21 protein-coding genes are annotated in these 17,352 nt (G+C 71.6%); 11 read left to right on the top strand and 10 right to left on the bottom strand.

Going from position 1 to position 17,352, the window contains the following annotated elements:
- Positions 1-135: 135 nt before the first annotated feature.
- Positions 136-438, bottom strand: a complete 303-nt coding sequence (locus U5911_RS13230) for a hypothetical protein (protein WP_336037477.1) — start codon at positions 436-438, stop codon at positions 136-138.
- Positions 439-675: 237 nt separating this feature from the next.
- Between U5911_RS13230 and U5911_RS13225 the strand changes: the two genes are divergently transcribed.
- From U5911_RS13225 to U5911_RS13210, 4 genes are all read left to right on the top strand, one after another.
- Positions 676-2,001 (top strand): adenylosuccinate synthase, encoded by a 1,326-nt coding sequence (locus U5911_RS13225; RefSeq protein ID WP_336037476.1) that lies wholly within the window; start codon positions 676-678, stop codon positions 1,999-2,001.
- A 68-nt stretch (positions 2,002-2,069) separates the two neighbouring features.
- A complete protein-coding gene (locus tag U5911_RS13220) occupies positions 2,070-2,264 on the top strand; it encodes a methytransferase partner Trm112 (RefSeq protein WP_336037475.1) in 195 nt (64 codons plus the stop codon).
- 57 nt (positions 2,265-2,321) lie between these two features.
- Positions 2,322-2,876, top strand: coding sequence for a DUF7524 family protein (locus U5911_RS13215; RefSeq protein ID WP_336037474.1), 555 nt, complete (start codon positions 2,322-2,324; stop codon positions 2,874-2,876).
- A gap of 38 nt (positions 2,877-2,914) precedes the next feature.
- Positions 2,915-3,289: a CBS domain-containing protein gene (locus U5911_RS13210; protein WP_336037473.1), complete on the top strand. Its 375-nt coding sequence runs from the start codon at positions 2,915-2,917 to the stop codon at positions 3,287-3,289.
- A gap of 38 nt (positions 3,290-3,327) precedes the next feature.
- Here the strand turns inward: U5911_RS13210 and U5911_RS13205 are convergent, their stop codons facing one another.
- Positions 3,328-4,407, bottom strand: coding sequence for a DR2241 family protein (locus U5911_RS13205; RefSeq protein ID WP_336037472.1), 1,080 nt, complete (start codon positions 4,405-4,407; stop codon positions 3,328-3,330).
- Positions 4,407-5,288 (bottom strand): CbiX/SirB N-terminal domain-containing protein, encoded by an 882-nt coding sequence (locus U5911_RS13200; RefSeq protein WP_336037470.1) that lies wholly within the window; start codon positions 5,286-5,288, stop codon positions 4,407-4,409. The genes U5911_RS13205 and U5911_RS13200 overlap by 1 nt, the downstream gene beginning before the upstream one ends.
- A 112-nt stretch (positions 5,289-5,400) precedes the next feature.
- On the opposite strand from U5911_RS13200, the gene U5911_RS13195 reads away from it, so the two are divergent.
- Complete coding sequence (locus tag U5911_RS13195) at positions 5,401-6,564, top strand: LolA family protein (RefSeq protein WP_336037468.1); 1,164 nt, start codon at positions 5,401-5,403, stop codon at positions 6,562-6,564.
- A 7-nt stretch (positions 6,565-6,571) separates the two neighbouring features.
- On the opposite strand, the gene U5911_RS13190 is transcribed toward U5911_RS13195, so the two are convergent.
- Positions 6,572-6,874 carry a DUF7521 family protein gene (locus U5911_RS13190; RefSeq protein WP_336037467.1) on the bottom strand — a complete coding sequence of 101 codons (303 nt, stop codon included), beginning with the start codon at positions 6,872-6,874 and terminating at the stop codon, positions 6,572-6,574.
- Positions 6,874-7,218 carry an ArsR/SmtB family transcription factor gene (locus U5911_RS13185; RefSeq protein ID WP_336037465.1) on the bottom strand — a complete coding sequence of 115 codons (345 nt, stop codon included), beginning with the start codon at positions 7,216-7,218 and terminating at the stop codon, positions 6,874-6,876. Before U5911_RS13185 ends, U5911_RS13190 begins: the two co-directional genes overlap by 1 nt.
- Before the next feature lie 88 nt (positions 7,219-7,306).
- On the opposite strand from U5911_RS13185, the gene U5911_RS13180 reads away from it, so the two are divergent.
- The 5 genes from U5911_RS13180 (at position 7,307) to U5911_RS13160 (ending at position 12,237) form a co-directional block, all read left to right on the top strand.
- A complete protein-coding gene (locus tag U5911_RS13180; protein ID WP_336037463.1) occupies positions 7,307-7,783 on the top strand; it encodes a DUF7523 family protein in 477 nt (158 codons plus the stop codon).
- A 67-nt stretch (positions 7,784-7,850) separates the two neighbouring features.
- Positions 7,851-9,332 carry a cysteine--tRNA ligase gene (gene cysS / locus U5911_RS13175; RefSeq protein ID WP_336037461.1) on the top strand — a complete coding sequence of 494 codons (1,482 nt, stop codon included), beginning with the start codon at positions 7,851-7,853 and terminating at the stop codon, positions 9,330-9,332.
- Positions 9,333-9,501: 169 nt separating this feature from the next.
- Positions 9,502-10,131: a DUF6517 family protein gene (locus tag U5911_RS13170; RefSeq protein ID WP_336037459.1), complete on the top strand. Its 630-nt coding sequence runs from the start codon at positions 9,502-9,504 to the stop codon at positions 10,129-10,131.
- 204 nt (positions 10,132-10,335) lie between these two features.
- Positions 10,336-11,838: a YegP family protein gene (locus tag U5911_RS13165; protein WP_336037458.1), complete on the top strand. Its 1,503-nt coding sequence runs from the start codon at positions 10,336-10,338 to the stop codon at positions 11,836-11,838.
- Positions 11,839-11,910: 72 nt separating this feature from the next.
- Complete coding sequence (locus tag U5911_RS13160) at positions 11,911-12,237, top strand: cupin domain-containing protein (protein WP_336037456.1); 327 nt, start codon at positions 11,911-11,913, stop codon at positions 12,235-12,237.
- Here the strand turns inward: U5911_RS13160 and U5911_RS13155 are convergent.
- The 4 genes from U5911_RS13155 to U5911_RS13140 all read right to left on the bottom strand — a co-directional run bounded on the left by U5911_RS13155 (position 12,234) and on the right by U5911_RS13140 (position 15,795).
- Entirely contained in the window at positions 12,234-13,466 is a 1,233-nt protein-coding gene (locus U5911_RS13155; protein ID WP_336037454.1) for a tripartite tricarboxylate transporter permease, read from the bottom strand. The genes U5911_RS13160 and U5911_RS13155 overlap by 4 nt on opposite strands.
- A 307-nt stretch (positions 13,467-13,773) precedes the next feature.
- Positions 13,774-14,109: a 50S ribosomal protein P1 gene (gene rpl12p, locus U5911_RS13150; protein ID WP_336037453.1), complete on the bottom strand. Its 336-nt coding sequence runs from the start codon at positions 14,107-14,109 to the stop codon at positions 13,774-13,776.
- A gap of 2 nt (positions 14,110-14,111) precedes the next feature.
- Positions 14,112-15,155, bottom strand: coding sequence for a 50S ribosomal protein L10 (locus U5911_RS13145; protein WP_336037452.1), 1,044 nt, complete (start codon positions 15,153-15,155; stop codon positions 14,112-14,114).
- 1 nt (position 15,156) lies between these two features.
- Complete coding sequence (locus U5911_RS13140) at positions 15,157-15,795, bottom strand: 50S ribosomal protein L1 (RefSeq protein ID WP_336037451.1); 639 nt, start codon at positions 15,793-15,795, stop codon at positions 15,157-15,159.
- A 243-nt stretch (positions 15,796-16,038) separates the two neighbouring features.
- On the opposite strand from U5911_RS13140, the gene U5911_RS13135 reads away from it, so the two are divergent.
- Positions 16,039-16,827, top strand: a complete 789-nt coding sequence (locus U5911_RS13135) for a class I SAM-dependent methyltransferase (RefSeq protein WP_336037450.1) — start codon at positions 16,039-16,041, stop codon at positions 16,825-16,827.
- A gap of 15 nt (positions 16,828-16,842) precedes the next feature.
- Here U5911_RS13135 and U5911_RS13130 read toward each other — a convergent pair whose 3' ends face one another.
- Positions 16,843-17,334, bottom strand: coding sequence for a 50S ribosomal protein L11 (locus U5911_RS13130; RefSeq protein ID WP_336037449.1), 492 nt, complete (start codon positions 17,332-17,334; stop codon positions 16,843-16,845).
- Positions 17,335-17,352: the final 18 nt, after the last annotated feature.

The following is a 17,352-nucleotide window of genomic DNA, read 5'->3' as shown; positions in this document are numbered from 1 at the left end:
GCCGGCGGATTCGGCGTTCGCTGCGAGGAGGCGGGGAGTTCGGCCCGCGGCCGGAGGTTCGCTCGGAGAGAGCGACGCCGGGAGAGAACAGTCGCGACTAGCGGCCGGCGGCGCTGACGGAGGGCGCGCGCGGCGTCACTCCGCTTCCGCGGCGGCGTCGATCTTCATCGACTCCATCTTGTCGACGAGGTCGTCGACCTTCTCGTCGAGCTCGTCGACGAACTCGCTGGTGCGCTCGGTGGTGATGGCGCCCTGGGAGGACGGTTCGATGAGGTTCTCCTCTTCGAGAACGCGGAGGGAGTAGCGGACCTTGTGGTGGGGGTAGCCGGTCTCGTTGGACATCTTCACGATGCCGATGGGTTCGTTCTCGATGACCATGCGGAGAACCTGCAGATGGCGCTCCAGCATATCGACTTCCTTCTCAAGCCGGTCTATCATGGCACTTGTTAACTTGTCTTGGCGGGGTTTTAAAGGTTGTCGTAGACGGCGGTGAAAAGACGGACACTGCGGAGTTGGGAGTGCCAACAGTTAACGATTCCGCTCGGTCTCAGCGCCCGCCGGTACCGCTCGTTCGTCCAATAGACGGCGCTGGAGACCGTTCGAGTATCCACTCCCGTGCACATCTCGGGCGCCGAGACCGTAACGAGTATGTCCCCACTCCCGGAACCAACGACCATGACCGTCACCATCGTCGGGGCCCAGCTCGGCGACGAAGGCAAGGGCGGCGTCGTCGACCTCTTCGGCGACGACGCCGACGTCGTCGCCCGCTACCAGGGCGGCGACAACGCCGGCCACACCGTCGTCGTCGGCGGCGACGAGTACAAGCTCTCGCTGGTCCCCTCCGGGGCCGTCCGCGGGAAGACCGGCGTCCTCGGGAACGGCTGCGTCGTCAACCCGGAGACGCTGTTCGAGGAGATCGACGCCCTCCGCGACCGCGGCCTCGACCCGGACGTCCGGGTCGCCGAGCGCGCGCACGTCATCCTCCCCTACCACCGCGTGCTCGACGGCATCGAGGAGGAGGCCAAATCCGACTCCGACCTCGACGCGGGCACGACGGGCCGCGGCATCGGTCCGACGTACGAGGACAAGGCGGGCCGGCGCGGCGTCCGCGTCGGCGACCTCCTCGACCCCGACGTGCTCCGCGACCGCCTCGAGTACGTCGTCCCGCAGAAGCGCGCGCTCTACGAGGACGTCTACGGCGGGGACGCCGGCGAGGCGTTCGACGTCGACGCGCTCTTCGAGCAGTACCGCGAGTACGGCGACCGCATCGAGGAGGAGGGGATGGCCGTCGACGCCGGCGACTACCTCGCCGACCGAATCGACGGCGGCGACGACGTGATGCTCGAGGGCGCGCAGGGCACCAGCCTCGACATCGACCACGGCGTCTACCCCTACGTGACGTCCTCGAACCCGACGGCCGGCTACGCGGCAACGGGCTCCGGGCTCGGCCCGACCACCATCGGTCGGGGCGAGGTCGTCGGCGTCGTGAAGGCGTACCTCTCGCGGGTCGGGACCGGCCCGCTGCCCACGGAGCTCACCGGCGACGACGAGGAGCTCGCGGACTACATCCGCGAGGAGGGCGGCGAGTACGGCACCGTCACCGGCCGCCCGCGCCGCGTCGGCTGGCTGGACGTCCCGATGCTCCGGCACGCCGCGCGCGCGAACGGCTTCACCGGCGTCGCGCTCAACCACCTCGACGTGCTCGCCGGCCTCGAGGAGGTCCGCGTCGGCCACGCGTACGAACTCGACGGCGAGACCGTCGAGACGATGCCGCCGACCACGGAACGGTGGGGCGACTGCGAGCCCGTCCTCGAGACGTTCGACGGCTGGCCGGAGTTCGACCCCGAGGCCGTCGCCGACGAGGGCTACGACGCGCTCCCCGAGGCCGCCCGCGAGTACGTCGAGTACGTCGAGGGCGAACTCGGCGTCGACGTCGTCGCCGTCGGCGTCGGCCCCGGCCGCGAGGAGACCGTGGTCCGCCGCAACCCCTTCGACCAGTAACGCCGCCGCGTGTCGCGGCGACGCACGGAACCCGTACGCTTTTGCTCCGTCGCGTGCACGCAGCGAGTATGAAAGAGGACCTCCTGGACATCGTCTGCTGTCCGCTGGACAAAGCCGACCTGGAACTCGACGTCGACGAGCGCGAGGACGGCGAGATCGTCTCGGGGACGCTGACGTGCACGGAGTGCGGCGAGACCTACCCCATCGAGGACGGCATCCCGAACCTCCTGCCGCCTGACATGCGGGAGGAGGCCCCCGCCTGACGCGTCGGGTCGAGCGCGCCACGAACCTTTTTCTACTCGCGGGATAATCCACCGAGCGTGCCCGAACGGCTGGTCGTCCACCTCAACCGCGAGCACCCGCGCGACGTCGAACCGGAAGCGGCAGTGCTGGAGACCGACCGGTCGTTCGTCCTCGAGTTCGTCAACCACGGCGGCCCAATCCACGTCCACCTCCAGCTGGACGACGGGCTCGCGACGGTCGCGACGCCCGCGGCGAACCAGGTCTACGTCGAGGCCGACCAGCGCCGCGGCGTCGAAGTGTCGATCCCGCCCGACCACCCACCGGCGAAGGGGTACGTGGAGCTCTCGACGGGGTACGGCGCGGAGAAGGCGCGCGTGAACGTCGCGGTCACCGACGAGCGGAAGGACGGCGGCCCGGACGTCGCCGTCGACGAGTCCCTCGCGGAGAAGGCCGACGTCGAGGACGACCAGTCGCCGCGGCTGACCGACGTCGCGCGGCCGGTCGTCGCGGCGGCCGGCCTGGTGGCGGTCGCCGTCGTCGTCGCGCTCGCGGTCTCGGACTCGCTGGCGGTCCTCGTCGGCGGCGCGGCGTTTCTCGCCTGCCTCGCGGTCGCGGCGTACCTCCTCGCGTAGCGGCGAACATTCAAGTCGCCGGCCTCCATTGTCACCGTATGACACACAGCGACCGCCCCACCGTCGGCGACGTGATGTCCACGCCGCTGGAGACCATCGCACCGGAGGAGACCGTCACCGAGGCCGCGCGCCGGATGCGCGACGGGGACGTCAGCGCGCTCGTCGTCACCACGACCTCGCGGTCGATCGTCAGCAGCACCGACGTCATCGACGCCGTCGCCGAGGGACGGGACACCTCCTCGCTCGCCGTGCGGGACGTGATGACCGAGAACGTCGAGACCGCGTCGCCGGACCTCTACATGGAGGAGGCCGCCGCGATGATGACCACGTACGGTATCAAGCACCTGCCCGTCGTCGACGACGACTACGTCGGCATGGTCTCCTCGACGGACGTCACGGCCCACCTCTCGTAGGCTCCGGCCCCAGTCGGGACAGCCGCGAACGCCGCGCGCTACTCGTGGTCCTCGGGGTACGTCGGCGTCCCCGAGAGGCCGTGCTCGTCCATCCGCTTCGCGCGCAGGAACCGGGCGCGGTAGCGGTTCGCGCCCTCGTAGACGTCGGCCTCCCGGATCTCGTCGGTGCGGCCGTCGGCCACCGCGTCGACGATGTCCTCGAGTTGCTCTTTCTCCGCGGGCGTCAGCTCGAAGGTGTACTCGCGGCTCTCCTCGCGCTCCAGGGTGGTGAACTTCCGGGCCGCCGCGACGAACAGCGAGCACGGCTCGCGACACGGGAACTCGCCGTCCCCGCGCGGCACCTCCAGCGGTTCGTCCTCGCTGGCGTCCCACTCGCGGCGCTTCAGGCACTGGGAGTCCACGCAGCAGGCCTCCGCCGCCCACTCCAGGGCGTCGCCGTCCAGGTTCTCGACGACGTCGTAGATGCCCGTCTGGCGCTCCGCGACCTCGTCCCAGTGGTCGACGTCGAGGTCGCCCTCGCGCTCGCGGTGCCAGTTCGCGACCGTCGCCGGGTAGACGTACTCGACGGTCTGCACGAGGTCGCGGCCGTCGAGGTCGACGAACGCCCAGCCGTGAGGCAGCGAGGGCGCGGTCGACAGCGGCCGGTAGCGGCCGTCGTCGTCGTGTTTCACGAGGTGGCGTGCCTCCAGGGGGTCGGTGTACGCGTCTACCGCCTCGCCGACGTCGTCCTCGTGGCGGACCTCGTAGCGCCGCTCGCCGCCCGGCCCCAGGACGACGGTCACGGCGAGTTCGCCCCACGACCGCCGGTGGCCGCCCCGCAGCGCCTCGTAGCGCTCCGCGACGCCTCGGTCGTCGGCGCCCTCCAGCCAGCGCAGGAACGCGCGCCGCGGCGTCCCGTGGCCCTCGACGACGCGCTCCCAGTAGTACCAGTTCGTCGCGTGCGGGCTGTCCGCGCGCTCGCGCAGCTCGGCCTCCGTGACGACGGCCTCGCCCTCCGGCGTCTCCCAGCGGAACGCCTCGCGGTACGGCTCCACGACGAGGCCGTCGAAGTCGATGCCCCCCGGGGCGGCCTCGACGAGCGCGTCCGCGACGTCGTCGGCTGTCGCTGCCGCCGACATCAGTCCCCCGCGCTCGCCGCGTCCGCGCCGCCGGTCTCCTCGCGGACGGCCTCGATGGCGGCCGCGACGTCGGCGCCCGCGTCCGCCGCGCGCTCGAGGACGACGTCAGCGACCAGCGGCTCCGTCCCCACGGCGCCCGAGTACCAGATGCGGTGGCCGTCCACCTCGCTGGGCACGTCGTAGCCCGTCCGGTAGTCGTCCGTGAGGCCCACGTCCTCGGGGATGTCCTCCTGCGTGTGGAAGCCGTCAGCGACGAACAGCGGCACGAGGACGACGTCCTCGGCCTCGAAGAAGTCGGTGACGTCGTCGACCTCGGGGTCCTCGTCCATGAACACCGCCTGCACCTCGTCGAAGCGGCCCGACTCCCGGATGCGGTCGGCGTGGTAGTGGATGGCCTTCGCGGAGTTCTCGTTGCGCTCCGTGCCGTGCCCGACCACGGCGAGGCCGAACCCGTCCCCCACGTCCGGGTCGCCGGTGACCGACTTCGCGCGCTGGACGATGACGTCGCTCATCGAGTCGTGGGTGCCGACGGGACCGCAGTAGTGGACGGTCTTCTCGACGTCCGACGCGCGCACCGTCACGTGGTCGGCGTCGGTGCCGTCGGAGTCCCAGTCGGCGGGGTCGAAGTCGTCCAGCCGGAGTTCGCGCGGGATCACCTGCTCGGTGAAGTAGCCCTCGGAGATGAACAGCGGCACCACGAACACCTCCTCGGACTCCAGGGTGCGAAGCACCTCGCGGAACGACGGTTCCTCCTTCCAGAAGGCCTCCCGCACCTCGTCGAACGCGCCGGACGCCCGGATGGTGTCGGCGTGCGTGAACGCCGGGTCCGAGGAACCCGGGTTGAGGTGCGAGCCGTGGCCGACGATGACCAGCGCTTGCATGCGCTCACGTTGGGGCGAACCGTCCTTAGTGACTTCGCTCCCGGCGGCCCGCGAGCCCACGTACCGGCGACATTCGCCCGTTTTATCTGCCAGCGCGCCCACGTCTCCCAGCATGGACCGCCGCGCCCTCCTCCCCGTCGCGCTCGCCGCCCTCCTCGCAGCGAGCGGCTGCATCGGCATCGGCGTCCTCGGCGACGACGCGCGCCAGCGCCCGCCCGACGTCGACGTCGCCGAGCGATACGAGTCCCTGGAGACCCTGAACGCGACCCAGGTGGCCAACGTCTCCTTCGGCGACCGCACCAACCGGACGGAGGTCCGCGTGCGCGTCGACTTCACGACCGAGCCGGCCACGCGGCTCCAGCGCGTGCTCGCGCCCGAGCGGCGCGCCGGCGACCGCTTCGCGGTGAACGCGTCCGGGGCGTCCCGCTACGACGCCAGCGAGAACACCGTGACGCGGTTCGAGACCGCGACCGCCGCGGCGGTCCGGTCCCGCGGCGAGTACTTCGCGAGCGTCGTCGACGCCGCGCGGGACGACGGCACCGCGCCAGCGGCCGGCGTCTCGCCGCTGCCGGTGGTCCCGCAGACCGCGCAGGCGCCGGGCCTCCCCGCCGACGTCGAGGGGTTCGACGTCGAGTACCTCGGCACCCGGACGGTCGCCGGCCGGACCGCCCACGGGTTCGAGCTGACCGCGGTCTCGGACGCCGCGCTCGCCGTCGACCGGACGCTCTGGCTGGACGCCGAGTACTACTACCCCCTGGAGACGTCCCAGACCTTCGAGTACGACGGCGAGACCGTCGAGTCGACCGCGCGGCTGACCGACGTGACCTTCGACGCCGAGCTCTCCGGGGACGCCCTCGACCTCGACGCGCCCCCCGACGCGACCGTGGAGACCCTCGACGTCGGCGTCGAGACGTTCGAGTCTGTCGAGGCGGTCAGTGAGGCCGCGCCGCTGTCGGTCCCCGAGCCGGACGTCCCGGACGGCTACGCGTTCGAGCGCGCGCAGCTGTACACCGGGAACGCCACGCAGGTGTCCCTGCAGTACGCGACCGACGACGGCGACCGGCTGACCGTGACGAAGATGGCGTACGTCTCGAACGGGACCGGCGGCCTCGACGGGGAGACCGTCAGCGTGAACGGCCGCGACGCCCGCTACCTCACGACCGGCCAGAACAGCCTCCTCTCGTGGGCCTGCGAGGACGTCCAGTTCTCCGTGGTCGCGACCGACCTCGACCGGGCGGCGCTGGTCGCCGTCGGCGAGTCCGTCGACTGCCGGTAGCGCCCGGCTACGACGGCCGGCGGTACAGCGAGTACGCGATACACGCCAGGCCGGCCAGCTGCAGCAGCCGGACCGTCAGCGTGAACGGGTCGCGCAGCGCCGGGTCGAGGACGCCGTACCGCAGCAGCGCGGACCCGACGAACGCGGCGGTGTACGTCACCGCCGTCAGGAGGACGAGGCCGACGGAGAGGTACCGCATCGCGGCGCTCTGGTGCCGCCGGAACCCGCGGTAGGCGTGGTAGCCGATGAACAGGCCGACGGCGGTCGACGCGAACGAGACGGCGACGATGGTGATGTACAGCGCGTTCATTACAGTCCCTCCCACATGCGAGTGAACCGGTCGGCGACGTCCTCGGACTGGACCTCGACCTCCGTCCCGAACTCGCCGTCCTCGAGTTCGAGCGTGAACCGCCGGAACGTCGCGCGGTAGACGCGGTGGTGGTTGCCGTCCGCCCGGACGTTGATGGACTCCTCGAGGAGTCCGTGGTCGGTCAGGTCGTCGATCCGCCGGTAGACGGTCGCCGTCGACGCCTCGCAGGCCTCGCTCAGTTCACTGGCGGACATGGGTTCCGTGCTCGCCGCTGCGAGGATGGCGCGCGCGTGCTCGTCGTCGAGCAACGAGAGCACTGCCGTCGGGTCGCTGTCCTCGCTCACGCCCTCGTGTTCCCCCCGCGGGGATTTAAACTGGGGGCGTCCGTCGCAGCCGTTGAGATTTATGTCGGGGACCGGCGTACGGCCGCGCATGAGTCAGGCGTCGGCGACGCGGTCGGCGGTCGACGGGCACCCGTTCCTGCGGCGGGCGCTCCGCGCGGGCGTCGTGAACCACGCGGCGGCCGCGCGGTTCATCGACGTGGACGGCGACGAGGACGCGGTCGCGGCCGCGCTCCGGCGGTACGGCGAGGACCTCGCGCCGCTCGGGGCCGCGGACCGGGACGCGAGCGTGTCGATGCAGTCAGGGCTCGGTCCGAGCGACGACGGCGTGCTCGTCGTCGCCGGTCGGGGGTACGCGCCCGGCGAGGGACGGCTCACCGCGCTGCTCGCGACCGGTGACGTGGACGCGCGGGCCCTCGCTGTCGTGCTCGACCGCCTGCACGTCGCGGGCGTCGACCCGGACGCCGCGGGCGTCGCCGGCGACACGCTCGCCGTGGTCGTCGACCGGCGCGACGGCGCGGACGCGCTCCGCGTCGTCGAGGACGCCCTCGACGGCGTCCCGGACTGACCGGGCGGCCGCGACAGGCGCTGTCGATTCCGGAGAGTTAAACCCCTGGCGAGCGCTCGTACCGGCTATGTCGCTGTACGTGTCGAACACCCTCTCCGGCGAGCGGGAGCCGTTCGAGCCCACCGACCCCGAGAACGTCCTCGTGTACACGTGCGGGCTCACGGTCTCCGACGACTCCCACCTCGGGCACGCTCGCCTCTGGGTGCAGTCGGACGTGATGGTGCGGTGGCTCGATCACCTCGGCTACGGCGTCCGCCACGTCCAGAACTTCACGGACGTCAACGAGAAGATCGTCGCCCGCGTCGGCGAGGACGACCTCGGCGACACCGAGCAGGCGGTCGCGCGCCACTACGTCGAGTCCGTCATCGAGGACATGCGCGCGCTGAACCTCGACCGCGCGGAGGTCTACCCGCGTGTCTCCGAGCACGTCCCCGAGATCGTCGACCTCGTGGAGACGCTCGTCGAGAAGGGCTACGCCTACGAGGCGAACGGCTCGGTCTACTTCGACGTCACCACCTTCGAGGACTACGGGAAGCTCTCCGGCCAGCGCGTCGAGGAGATCGAGGCCCAGGGCCCCGAGGACGAGCAGCGCGAGAAGCGCCACCCGGCGGACTTCGCGCTCTGGAAGGCGGGCGCGGTCGACCCCGAGGACGCCAACGAGCACCGCAGCGAGGACCTGCCGCCGCTGACCGAGCCGGCCGGCCAGACGTGGGACTCGCCGTGGGGCGAGGGGCGGCCGGGCTGGCACGTGGAGTGCTCGGCGATGAGCATGACGCACCTCGACGACCACATCGACGTCCACGTCGGCGGCCAGGACCTCGTGTTCCCCCACCACGAGAACGAGATCGCCCAGAGCGAGGCCGCCGCCGGGGAGCCGTTCGCGAAGTACTGGCTGCACGTCCGCCTGCTGGAGACCGCCGGCGAGAAGATGTCCTCGAGTCTCGGGAACTACTTCACGACGAAGAACGCCGTCGCGGAGTTCGGGCCGAACGTCGTGCGGATGTTCCTGGTGTCGACGTCGTACACGCAGCGCCAGACGTACTCCGAGGCGACCGTCGGGGAGGCCGAGGAGCGCTGGGAGCGCCTGGAGCGCGCCTACGACCGCGCCGTCGACGCCGCCGACAGCGTCGACGCGTACGCGAAGGTCGTCGACGGGGAGCTCCGGGACGCCGTCGCGGCCGCCCGGACGGACTTCGCCGACGCGATGAACGACGACTTCAACGCCCGGGGCGCGGTGAGCGCGCTCCTCGAGCTCGCGTCCGCGGTCCACCGGCACGTCGACGCCGTCGACGAGTACGACTACCGCGGCCTCGTCGACGCCGTGGAGACCTTCGAGGACCTCGGCGGCGGCGTCCTCGGCTTCCAGTTCGAGACGGTCGACGGCGGCGACGCGGCGCTCGCGGACGACCTCGTCGAGTTGGTGCTGGCGGTCAGGGAGGAAGAGCGGGCGGCGGGGAACTACGAGCGCGCGGACGCCCTCCGCGACCGCCTCGAGGCCCTCGGCGTCACCGTCGAGGACACCGACGAGGGCGCGACGTTCCGGCGCTGACGCCACCCCCGAGGAGTCTGTCGCGCCGCCCCGTGAGAGTCTTTCCTACCGCCCCGACAGCGCCTGTCGTACCGCCCCGACAGCGCCTGTCGTACCGCCCCGACAGCGCCTGTCTGCTCGCCGTCACGACTGCCACCAGGCTTATTCCCGTCCCCGGATACCACCGCCTATGAACCGACAGGCGACAGTGGCGGTCGCGTTCGCGGCGCTTGTCGCGTCCGCCGGGTGTCTCGGCGTGCTGACCGGCGAGGACCTCTCGTTCTCGGCGTCCGAGGCGACGGTCGGCGACGACGCGCTCGCCGAGACGGACTACGAGGAGGTCGGCGTCGAGTCCTCGGAGGTGACCCGGGAGTTCTCGGCCGCGGGCCAGTCCCGGAACGTCACGGTGACCAACCAGCTGGCGATGTACGAGCGGACCATCAGCGTCGCCGGCCTCGCGGAGCAGCGCGCGGCCGTGTTCTCGGCGTTCGCCAGCCCGCAGGTGTCCGTGCTCGGACAGACGTTCAACCCAATCGACGACTACTCGAACAAGGAGCTCGCGGAGCTCGCCCAGGAGCAATACGACGGCCTCTCCATCGGTAGCGAGGTCGACACGCGGACGGTCACGGTGCTCAACGAGTCAGCGGACGTCTCGAAGTTCGAGGGCACCGCGACGCTGAACGGGCAGGACGTCGACGTCTACGTGCACGTCACGAAGGTGAAACACGACGGCGACTTCGTGGTGGCCGTCGCCATCCACCCCCGGCAGCTAGAGGAGCAGGACCGCGTCGACGCGCTCCTGGAAGGCGTCGAACACTGACGACGGGAGTCCGGGCCGCGTCTATCCCTGGTTCTCTGCACCCGACCCGGGGTTCCTGTCGATTCTACTCCTGCCGGTCGGTTCCGATTCCTGCCGGTCGATTCTGTCTCCTCCCCGTCGATTCCGTCTGCTCGCCTTCGACCCGGTTCCTGGCCGTCGACGCACCTAGATAGTTTATGAAGCTGGTCCGTGTTAACGCTACACATGTCAGTGTCAGACGACGGCGGACTGGTCGGCATCTACGAGCGGCACATCGGGACACCCCAGACCGCCGACGAGGCGTACGGCTACCTGCTGTTCGCGGTCGGCCTCGTCCTCGGCATCGTCGGCCTCGTCCTCTTCCTCACGAGCGAGTCGGCGACCGGCCCGCGGGAACTCAGCATCGTCGTCGGCGCGGCCGGGTTCGCGCTGCTCGTCGCCGGCCCCGTCGTCCGACTGCCGCTCCAGCGCGTCGCCACCACGGCCGTCGCCCTCGGCCTCCTGCTGTGTGCCGCCGCCATCGTCTGGTTCACGACCGTCTTCCCACAGCAGTGGTACACCGAGACCGGCCACCAGGGCGTCGTCAGCCTCTACGCGCTCGGCGCCGCCATCATCGGCGCGGGCGGCGTGCTCGTCCCGCTCGTGACGTCCACGCGCTCCAGCCGGGAGGCCGAGGCGGCCCTGGCGCACGGCGAACAGACCGAAGCAGACCTCCAGCGCGAGCGCGAAGCCAGGGAGGCCGCCGAAGCGGCACGCGAGGACCTCGCCGCGGAACTCGACGCCGTCCGCACCAGCCAGGCGCAGTTCGAACTCTACCAGGACCGGGCGGGCGAGTACCGCTGGCGGCTCCGCCACCGCAACGGGAACGTCGTCGCGGACAGCGGCCAGGGGTACACCGCCCGGCACAACGCACAGAAGGGGATGCAGAGCGTCCGGCGGAACGCGCTGGGCGCCGGCACGCTCCACGTCCAGCCCGACGAAGTCGTCGAGGACGACGCCGAACTCGACGACCTGCCGCTGCTGGCCGAGACGGCCGAGGACAGCCAGGCGACCTTCGAGGTGTTCGAGGACGCCGCCGGCGAGTACCGCTGGCGGCTCGTCCACGACAACGGGAACGTCGTCGCGGACAGCGGCGAGGGCTACAGCTCCCGGCACAACGCCGAGCGCGCCATCGACGGCGTGAAGGCCAACGCCGGCCCGGGCGAGTACCTCCGCTTCGACCCCGCGTCCTTCGAGATCTACCGCGACGTCGCCGGCGAGTGGCGCTGGCGGCTCGTCCACCAGAACGGCAACGTCCTCGCCGACGGCGGCCAGGGGTACACGCGACGGCGCGACGCCAGGCGCGCCGTCGACGCCGTCAGGGACCGCGTGCCGGACGCCGACTTCAACGTCTACGAGGACGCCGCCGGCGAGTACCGCTGGCGGCTGCAGGCGTCGAACGCGAACGTCCTCGCCGACTCCGGCGAGGGGTACAGCTCCCGGAGCGAGGCGGCGGACGCCGTCGAGCGCGTCCGCGAGTACGCGCCCGACGCGGACGCCCTGGACGTCGGGTTCGCGGCGTTCGAGGTCTACGAGGACGCCGCCGGCGAGTGGCGGTGGCGGCTCCGCCACCGCAACGGGAACGTCGTCGCGGACTCCGGCCAGGGCTACGCCGAGCGCAACAAGGTCCACGACGCCATCGAGAGCGTGAAGCGCAACGCCGCCGGCGCCGAGGTCACCGCCGAGTAGCCGCGACCGCGCCCCGGGTGGCCGAACGTGTTCGGCCGGTCGCTCAGGGGTCGGCGGCACCGACGTCCCACCATGGCACCCGACTCCGACCGGTCCCCTGCCGTCGAAGTGACTGCCGTCGACGCGCTCGACGAGACGCCCCACGCCGAGGTCTTCGACGTCCGCGACCCGCGGACCGTCCGGCTGTCCCTGGCGGCCGGCGACAGCGTCCCCCGGCACCAGCACCCCGACTCGATGGTCGTGCTGTACGTCCTCGACGGCGAACTCGAACTGACCCTCGGGGACGACCAGTACGACCTCGCGGCCGGCGACGCCGTGCGCTTCGACGGCGCACAGGACGTCTCGCCGCACGCCGTCGCGGACGCGCGAGCGCTCGTCGTGTTCGCGCCGAAGCCCTAGAGCGCGATCGGGACGAGCAACACCCCCATGAGGTGGACGCGGCGCGCGCCGAACCGCGGCGGCACGAGACCGATCGCCGTCGCGACCCCCAGCAGGACCACGCCGGCCCAGCCCGCGAACACCCACGAGAGCACCGCCAGCAGGACGCAGACGCCGAGCGTGAGCCGGCGGTGGTCGACGCGCCGGATCGCGCGGAAGTACCGGTCGCCGAGCACGACGACGAGGACGGCGCCCGCGCAGGCCGCGAGCGCGACGGCCGCCAGCAACAGCGGGAGCGTCCGCGGGAGCTCCGCGCGCTCGAACGCCACCAGCACGCCCGTCCGTGGCTCCCCGAGCGCGAACAGCGCGAACAGCGCGAACACGGTGTTCGCCGTGTTGACGCCAGAGAGCGCCGCGACGAACGCCCGGTCGCCGTCCGTCCGCGTCGCCTCGACGGCGAACACCGCGGCGATGGCGCCCGAGACGCCCGGCACGTAGGCGACGGCCGCCCCGGCGAGACTCCCCGCGACCCCCGGGCCGGCGACGGCGCGCGGCGCGTCAGCGACCACGGGGTCGTCCTGCTCGGGGACGCCGCTGCCGCGGTACGCGGCCAGCAGGATCGGCGCGCCGAACAGGCCGGCGAACAGCGGCGCGAGCACGTCGCCGGTCGGCGCGAGGCTCTCCGGGCGCATCGGGAGCGCGACGACGCCGAGCAGGCCGCTCGCGGCGAACGAGAGGGCGCCGCCGACGCGTGCGCGCCACGACGCCTCGCCCGCGAGCAGGGCGGCGACGAGCAGCGCGACGACGACCGAGAGGTGCTCGTAGACCACTGGCGCGAGCGCCGTCGCGGCGCGCGTCACCGGCACGCCCAGCACGAACGCGACGGCGACCGCGACGCCGCTCCCCAGCGCCGACACGCGGAGCGCCTCCCGGCCGCGGCCGCCCATCACGAGCCGGTGCCCGGGGAGCGCACTCACCGCCATCGCCGGGTCCGGCACGCCCAGCGCCAGCGTCGGGATCACGTCCAGGAACGAGTGGGTCACGCCCGCCGCGAGCAGCGCCGCGCCGACGAGGTGTGGCGGTCCCGGCACGAGGGGCGCGGCGGCCGCGAGCAACAGCGCGAGGTTGTTCACGTGCAGGCCCGGCACCAGCCCGGAGCACGTGCCGAGCGCGACGCCGAACGTGATCGCCGCCAGCGCGGCCGCTGTCGCGGTCGGCGAGACCAGCACGCGCACGCCGGCGACGTCCATCGACGCGAGTTGGTCCCTGCTCCGCACTTCAACCTACGCACCACGCACCGGTCGTCCTCGCGCTCGCGGACGCCCTCGCTACGCGGTCGCACTCACAACGCGGACGCACTCGCTGCTGCTGGCGGCCGTCGCGCTCGCGGACGCCCTCGCTACGCGGTCGCACTCACAACGCGGACGCACTCGCTGCTGCTGGCGGCCGTCGCGCTCGCGGCCTGCGCGGTCGCACTCACAACGCGGACGCCGCACTCGCGCCGCTGTTGGTCGGCCTGTTCGGCGCGCGAAAGAAAACGGGTGTCGTGGAACCGGTTCAGCCGAAGAGGTCGCCGAGACCTTCGCCGCTGGCCTCTTCCTGTTCGTCCTCTTCTTCCTCGGCCTCCTCCTCGGCGGCCTCCTCTTCTTCGGCTTCCGCTTCGTCCTCTTCGGCCTCGCCGGCCGCGGCGCCGCCAGCGGCGGGCGCGGCGGGCGCGGCGGCGGCCTCCTCGACGGCCTCCTCGATGTCGACGTCCTCGAGGGCCGCGACGAGCGCCTTGACGCGGGACTCCTCGACGTCGACGCCGGCGGCCTCGAGGACGCCGGTGATGTTGTCTTCGTTGATCTCTTCGCCGGATTCGTTCAGGATGAGTGCTGCGTAAACGTACTCCATGGTTAACCGAACATCTCCCCGAGGCCCTCCGCGCCGGCGTCCCCGTCGTCGTCGTCGGAGTCGTCGGCGTCGTCGGCCTCGGCTTCAGTGTCTTGGTCGTCGCTCGATTCCTCCTCGGCGTCCTCGGACTCCGCGGCGGGGGCGGCGGGCGCCTCCACGTCCTGGAGTTCCTCGGGCAGCGCCTCCTCGTCGTCGATCTGCGCGGCGAGCGCGCGCACCTGCGCGTCCGCCTTGCTGACGAGGTCCCCGGCGAGGTCCGGGCTCTCGATGGCGGCCTGCAGGCCGAGGCTCTTCGCCTCGCCGGTGGCCTTCCGGACGAGCAGCGGCGCGGTCTGCGCGGTCGGGTACCCCGCGTTCACGGAGAGGTTCCGTGCGGCCGCCGCGGCGGACTGGACGTCCGCGCGGTACTCGTCGACGTCCAGCGCGAGCTCGTCGGGCGTGAACAGCACGCCCTCGGAGAACACGGCGCGCAGGTCGAGGCCGACCTCCTTCGGCTCGATGCCGAGTTCGGTGAGGACGTTCGCGACGTCGTCGGAGACCACGTCGCCCTCCTCGGCCACGACGGAGTCCTCCAGCACCTGGATGGACCCCTCCTGGATGCGCGCGTTCGCGCCGATCTGCTGGAGCTCGCCGACGAACGGCCCGGGGTCGATGCCGGTGTCGCCCTCGGGGACGACGATGTCGTTCGGGGCGACCTCGCCGGCGTTGATGGGCGCGGGCGTCTTCGACTCCTCGAGCTGCTGGAACAGCCCGAAGGGGTTGTCGTTCGTCGCGACGAGCCCGACCTCGCCCGAGATGTACTCGGTGAGGTCCTCGAGGCCGTCGTCGACGTCCTCGAGCGCGCGCACGAGCAGCGTGTTGCGGCTCATGCGGAGCACGGCGCTCCCGTGGAGGCCGCGGCGCATGTCCTGGAGCTGGCGGCTCGGGATGCCCGTGACGTTCACGACCCCGACGCTGTCGTACGTCTCCAGGAGGTCGACGAGCTCGTCGACCTCCTCGCGTTTCCACTGGGGAATCGTCTCGGTCGTGCGTTCCTCGGCGGACATCTCAGGCCACCTCCACGGCGGGCCCCATCGTCGTCTTCACGTAGACGGCGTCGATGTTGTGGGGCCCCTTCTCGAGGTCCGCGTGCAGGCGACGCAGGATTACGTCGATGTTCGACGCGATGTCCTCGGCGGACATGTCCTCCGCGCCGACGCGCGTGTGGAACGTGCGCCGGTCGCGGCTGCGGAGCTGCACGGTGTTTTTCATTCGGTTGACTGTATCGACGACGTCGTCGTCGGGCTGGAGCGGCGTCGGCATCTTGCCGCGCGGACCGAGAACCTGGCCGAGTGCACCCGCGATGTCCTGCATCATGGATGCCTCCGCCACGAAGAAGTCCGTCTCGTCTGCGAGGTCCTTCGCGGCGTCGGTGTCGTCGGCGAGGTCTGCGAGGTCGTCCTCGTCGAGGACCTCGTCGGCGACGTCTGCGGCTCTGACTGCGGTTTCGCCTTCGGCGAACACCACAATCCTCGTCTCCTGTCCGGTGCCCGACGGCAGTACGACGCCCTCGTCGACTCGGTTCGACGGGTCGTTGAGGTCGAGGTCGCGCAGGTTGATCGCGAGGTCCACCGTCTCGCGGAAGTTCCGCTCGGGGGCCTCCTCGAGTGCGCGCGCCACGGCCTCCTCTATGTCGTTGTCTGCCATCTTTCACCTCCGTAGTGCGTGACCCTGTGAAGGTCGGATCTCCTACGGGTCAGTGAAACAGGCTAGGCCTGTCTCGGTTCGAGAGAGGTGCATGGCGTCCTTAAAACCGTCGAAGCGCCCCGGGAGGACCGCGTGAACCGTCCGCACGCGCGGTCGCGGGGACCGGCGCTCGCCCCGCTCGGTCGGCAAAACTCCGCCCGAGCGGAGCAGTAATCCCCTCCCGGCGCGACAGTCCGCCAACCGATGACTGGCCCCACACCGGGTGACGAGCCGAACGACTGGGACGCCGACGCCTACGACGGCAGCCACTCGTTCGTCTTCGAGTACGGCGAGGGCGTCGTCGACCTCCTCGACCCCGGGCCGGGCGAGCGCGTCCTCGACGTCGGCTGCGGCACCGGCCACCTCACCGCCGCCATCGCCGACAGCGGCGCGAGCGTCCTCGGCGTCGACCGCGCGCCCGCCATGCTCGCGGACGCGCGAGCGACCTACCCCGACCTCGCGTTCGTCCGCGGCGACGCCCGCGCGCTCCCCGTATCCGGCCACTTCGACGCCGCGTTCTCGAACGCCGCGCTCCACTGGGTTCCCGCCGCCGACCACGACCGCGTCCTCGCGTCGGTCGCGGCCGCGCTCCGCCCCGGCGGCCGGTTCGTCGCGGAGCTCGGCGGCGCCGGCAACGTCGCGACGATCGTCGACGCCGTCGAGCGCGAACTCGACGCGCGCGGCTACCAGGCGGACGACCCCTGGTACTTCCCGACGGTCGGCGAGTACGCCGGCCGCCTCGAGGGCCACGGCTTCGAAGTCCGGGACGCCCACCACTTCGACCGCCCCACCGAACTCGACGGCGGCGACGACGGCCTCGCGGAGTGGCTGGGGATGTTCGGCGACAGCCTCCTCGCCGACGTCCCCGACGCCGAACTCGACGACGTGGTCGCCGCCGTCGAGGGCCGCCTCCGCGACGACCTCCACGACGACGGCGCGTGGACCGCCGACTACCGGCGGCTCCGCTTCCGGGCAGTCAGAACGGACGATTGAGAGGAGTCGAACTGCTTACGCCGCGGCTTCTTCGGCGCCGAGGACCTCGTCGTACTCGCCGTCCTCGACGCGCTGCTTGAACGTCCGCGCGTCCTCGCCCTCGATGGTGACGCCCATCGAGGCGCACGTGCCGGCGACCTCCTTCGCGGCGTTCCGCGTGTCGTAGGACAGCAGGTCCGGCTTCTTCTGCTCGGCGATGGTCTTCAGCTGCTCGATGGAGAGGTCCGCGACGAACTCCTCGTTGGGCTCGCCGGACCCCGTCTCGAAGTCGGCCTCGTCCTTGATGAGGGCGGCCGTCGGCGGCACGCCGACCTCGATGCTGAACGAGCCGTCCTCCTCGTACTCGACGGTGACCGGGACCTCCGTCCCGTCGAAGGCGGCGGTCTGCTCGTTGATCTCCTGTACGACTGCCTGCACGTCGACGGGCGTCGGCCCGAGCTCGGGGCCGAGCGGCGGCCCTGGGTCGGCCTGACCGCCCGGTACGAGCACTTCGATCGTCTCAGCCATACTCCCACGAACCGTCGC

The sequence above is a fragment of the Halobacterium yunchengense genome (assembly GCF_037031165.1).
GTDB lineage: Archaea > Halobacteriota > Halobacteria > Halobacteriales > Halobacteriaceae > Halobacterium > Halobacterium yunchengense.
Note: the sequence above shows the minus strand (reverse complement) of the source record. Positions and strands in the feature narration are given on the sequence as shown.

Excerpts from the sequence above, each read along its gene's own strand:
- U5911_RS13170 (WP_336037459.1), top strand. The coding sequence starts at position 9,502 with ATGAACCGACAGGCGACAGTGGCGGTCGCGTTCGCGGCGCTTGTCGCG.
- cysS (WP_336037461.1), top strand. The coding sequence starts at position 7,851 with ATGTCGCTGTACGTGTCGAACACCCTCTCCGGCGAGCGGGAGCCGTTC.
- U5911_RS13200 (WP_336037470.1), bottom strand. The coding sequence starts at position 5,288 with ATGCAAGCGCTGGTCATCGTCGGCCACGGCTCGCACCTCAACCCGGGT.
- U5911_RS13190 (WP_336037467.1), bottom strand. The coding sequence starts at position 6,874 with ATGAACGCGCTGTACATCACCATCGTCGCCGTCTCGTTCGCGTCGACC.
- U5911_RS13135 (WP_336037450.1), top strand. The coding sequence starts at position 16,039 with ATGACTGGCCCCACACCGGGTGACGAGCCGAACGACTGGGACGCCGAC.
- U5911_RS13155 (WP_336037454.1), bottom strand. The coding sequence starts at position 13,466 with ATGGACGTCGCCGGCGTGCGCGTGCTGGTCTCGCCGACCGCGACAGCG.
- rpl12p (WP_336037453.1), bottom strand. The coding sequence starts at position 14,109 with ATGGAGTACGTTTACGCAGCACTCATCCTGAACGAATCCGGCGAAGAG.
- U5911_RS13230 (WP_336037477.1), bottom strand. The coding sequence starts at position 438 with ATGATAGACCGGCTTGAGAAGGAAGTCGATATGCTGGAGCGCCATCTG.
- U5911_RS13180 (WP_336037463.1), top strand. The coding sequence starts at position 7,307 with ATGAGTCAGGCGTCGGCGACGCGGTCGGCGGTCGACGGGCACCCGTTC.
- U5911_RS13220 (WP_336037475.1), top strand. The coding sequence starts at position 2,070 with ATGAAAGAGGACCTCCTGGACATCGTCTGCTGTCCGCTGGACAAAGCC.
- U5911_RS13210 (WP_336037473.1), top strand. The coding sequence starts at position 2,915 with ATGACACACAGCGACCGCCCCACCGTCGGCGACGTGATGTCCACGCCG.
- U5911_RS13165 (WP_336037458.1), top strand. The coding sequence starts at position 10,336 with ATGTCAGTGTCAGACGACGGCGGACTGGTCGGCATCTACGAGCGGCAC.
- U5911_RS13145 (WP_336037452.1), bottom strand. The coding sequence starts at position 15,155 with ATGTCCGCCGAGGAACGCACGACCGAGACGATTCCCCAGTGGAAACGC.
- U5911_RS13130 (WP_336037449.1), bottom strand. The coding sequence starts at position 17,334 with ATGGCTGAGACGATCGAAGTGCTCGTACCGGGCGGTCAGGCCGACCCA.
- U5911_RS13195 (WP_336037468.1), top strand. The coding sequence starts at position 5,401 with ATGGACCGCCGCGCCCTCCTCCCCGTCGCGCTCGCCGCCCTCCTCGCA.
- U5911_RS13140 (WP_336037451.1), bottom strand. The coding sequence starts at position 15,795 with ATGGCAGACAACGACATAGAGGAGGCCGTGGCGCGCGCACTCGAGGAG.
- U5911_RS13225 (WP_336037476.1), top strand. The coding sequence starts at position 676 with ATGACCGTCACCATCGTCGGGGCCCAGCTCGGCGACGAAGGCAAGGGC.
- U5911_RS13205 (WP_336037472.1), bottom strand. The coding sequence starts at position 4,407 with ATGTCGGCGGCAGCGACAGCCGACGACGTCGCGGACGCGCTCGTCGAG.
- U5911_RS13160 (WP_336037456.1), top strand. The coding sequence starts at position 11,911 with ATGGCACCCGACTCCGACCGGTCCCCTGCCGTCGAAGTGACTGCCGTC.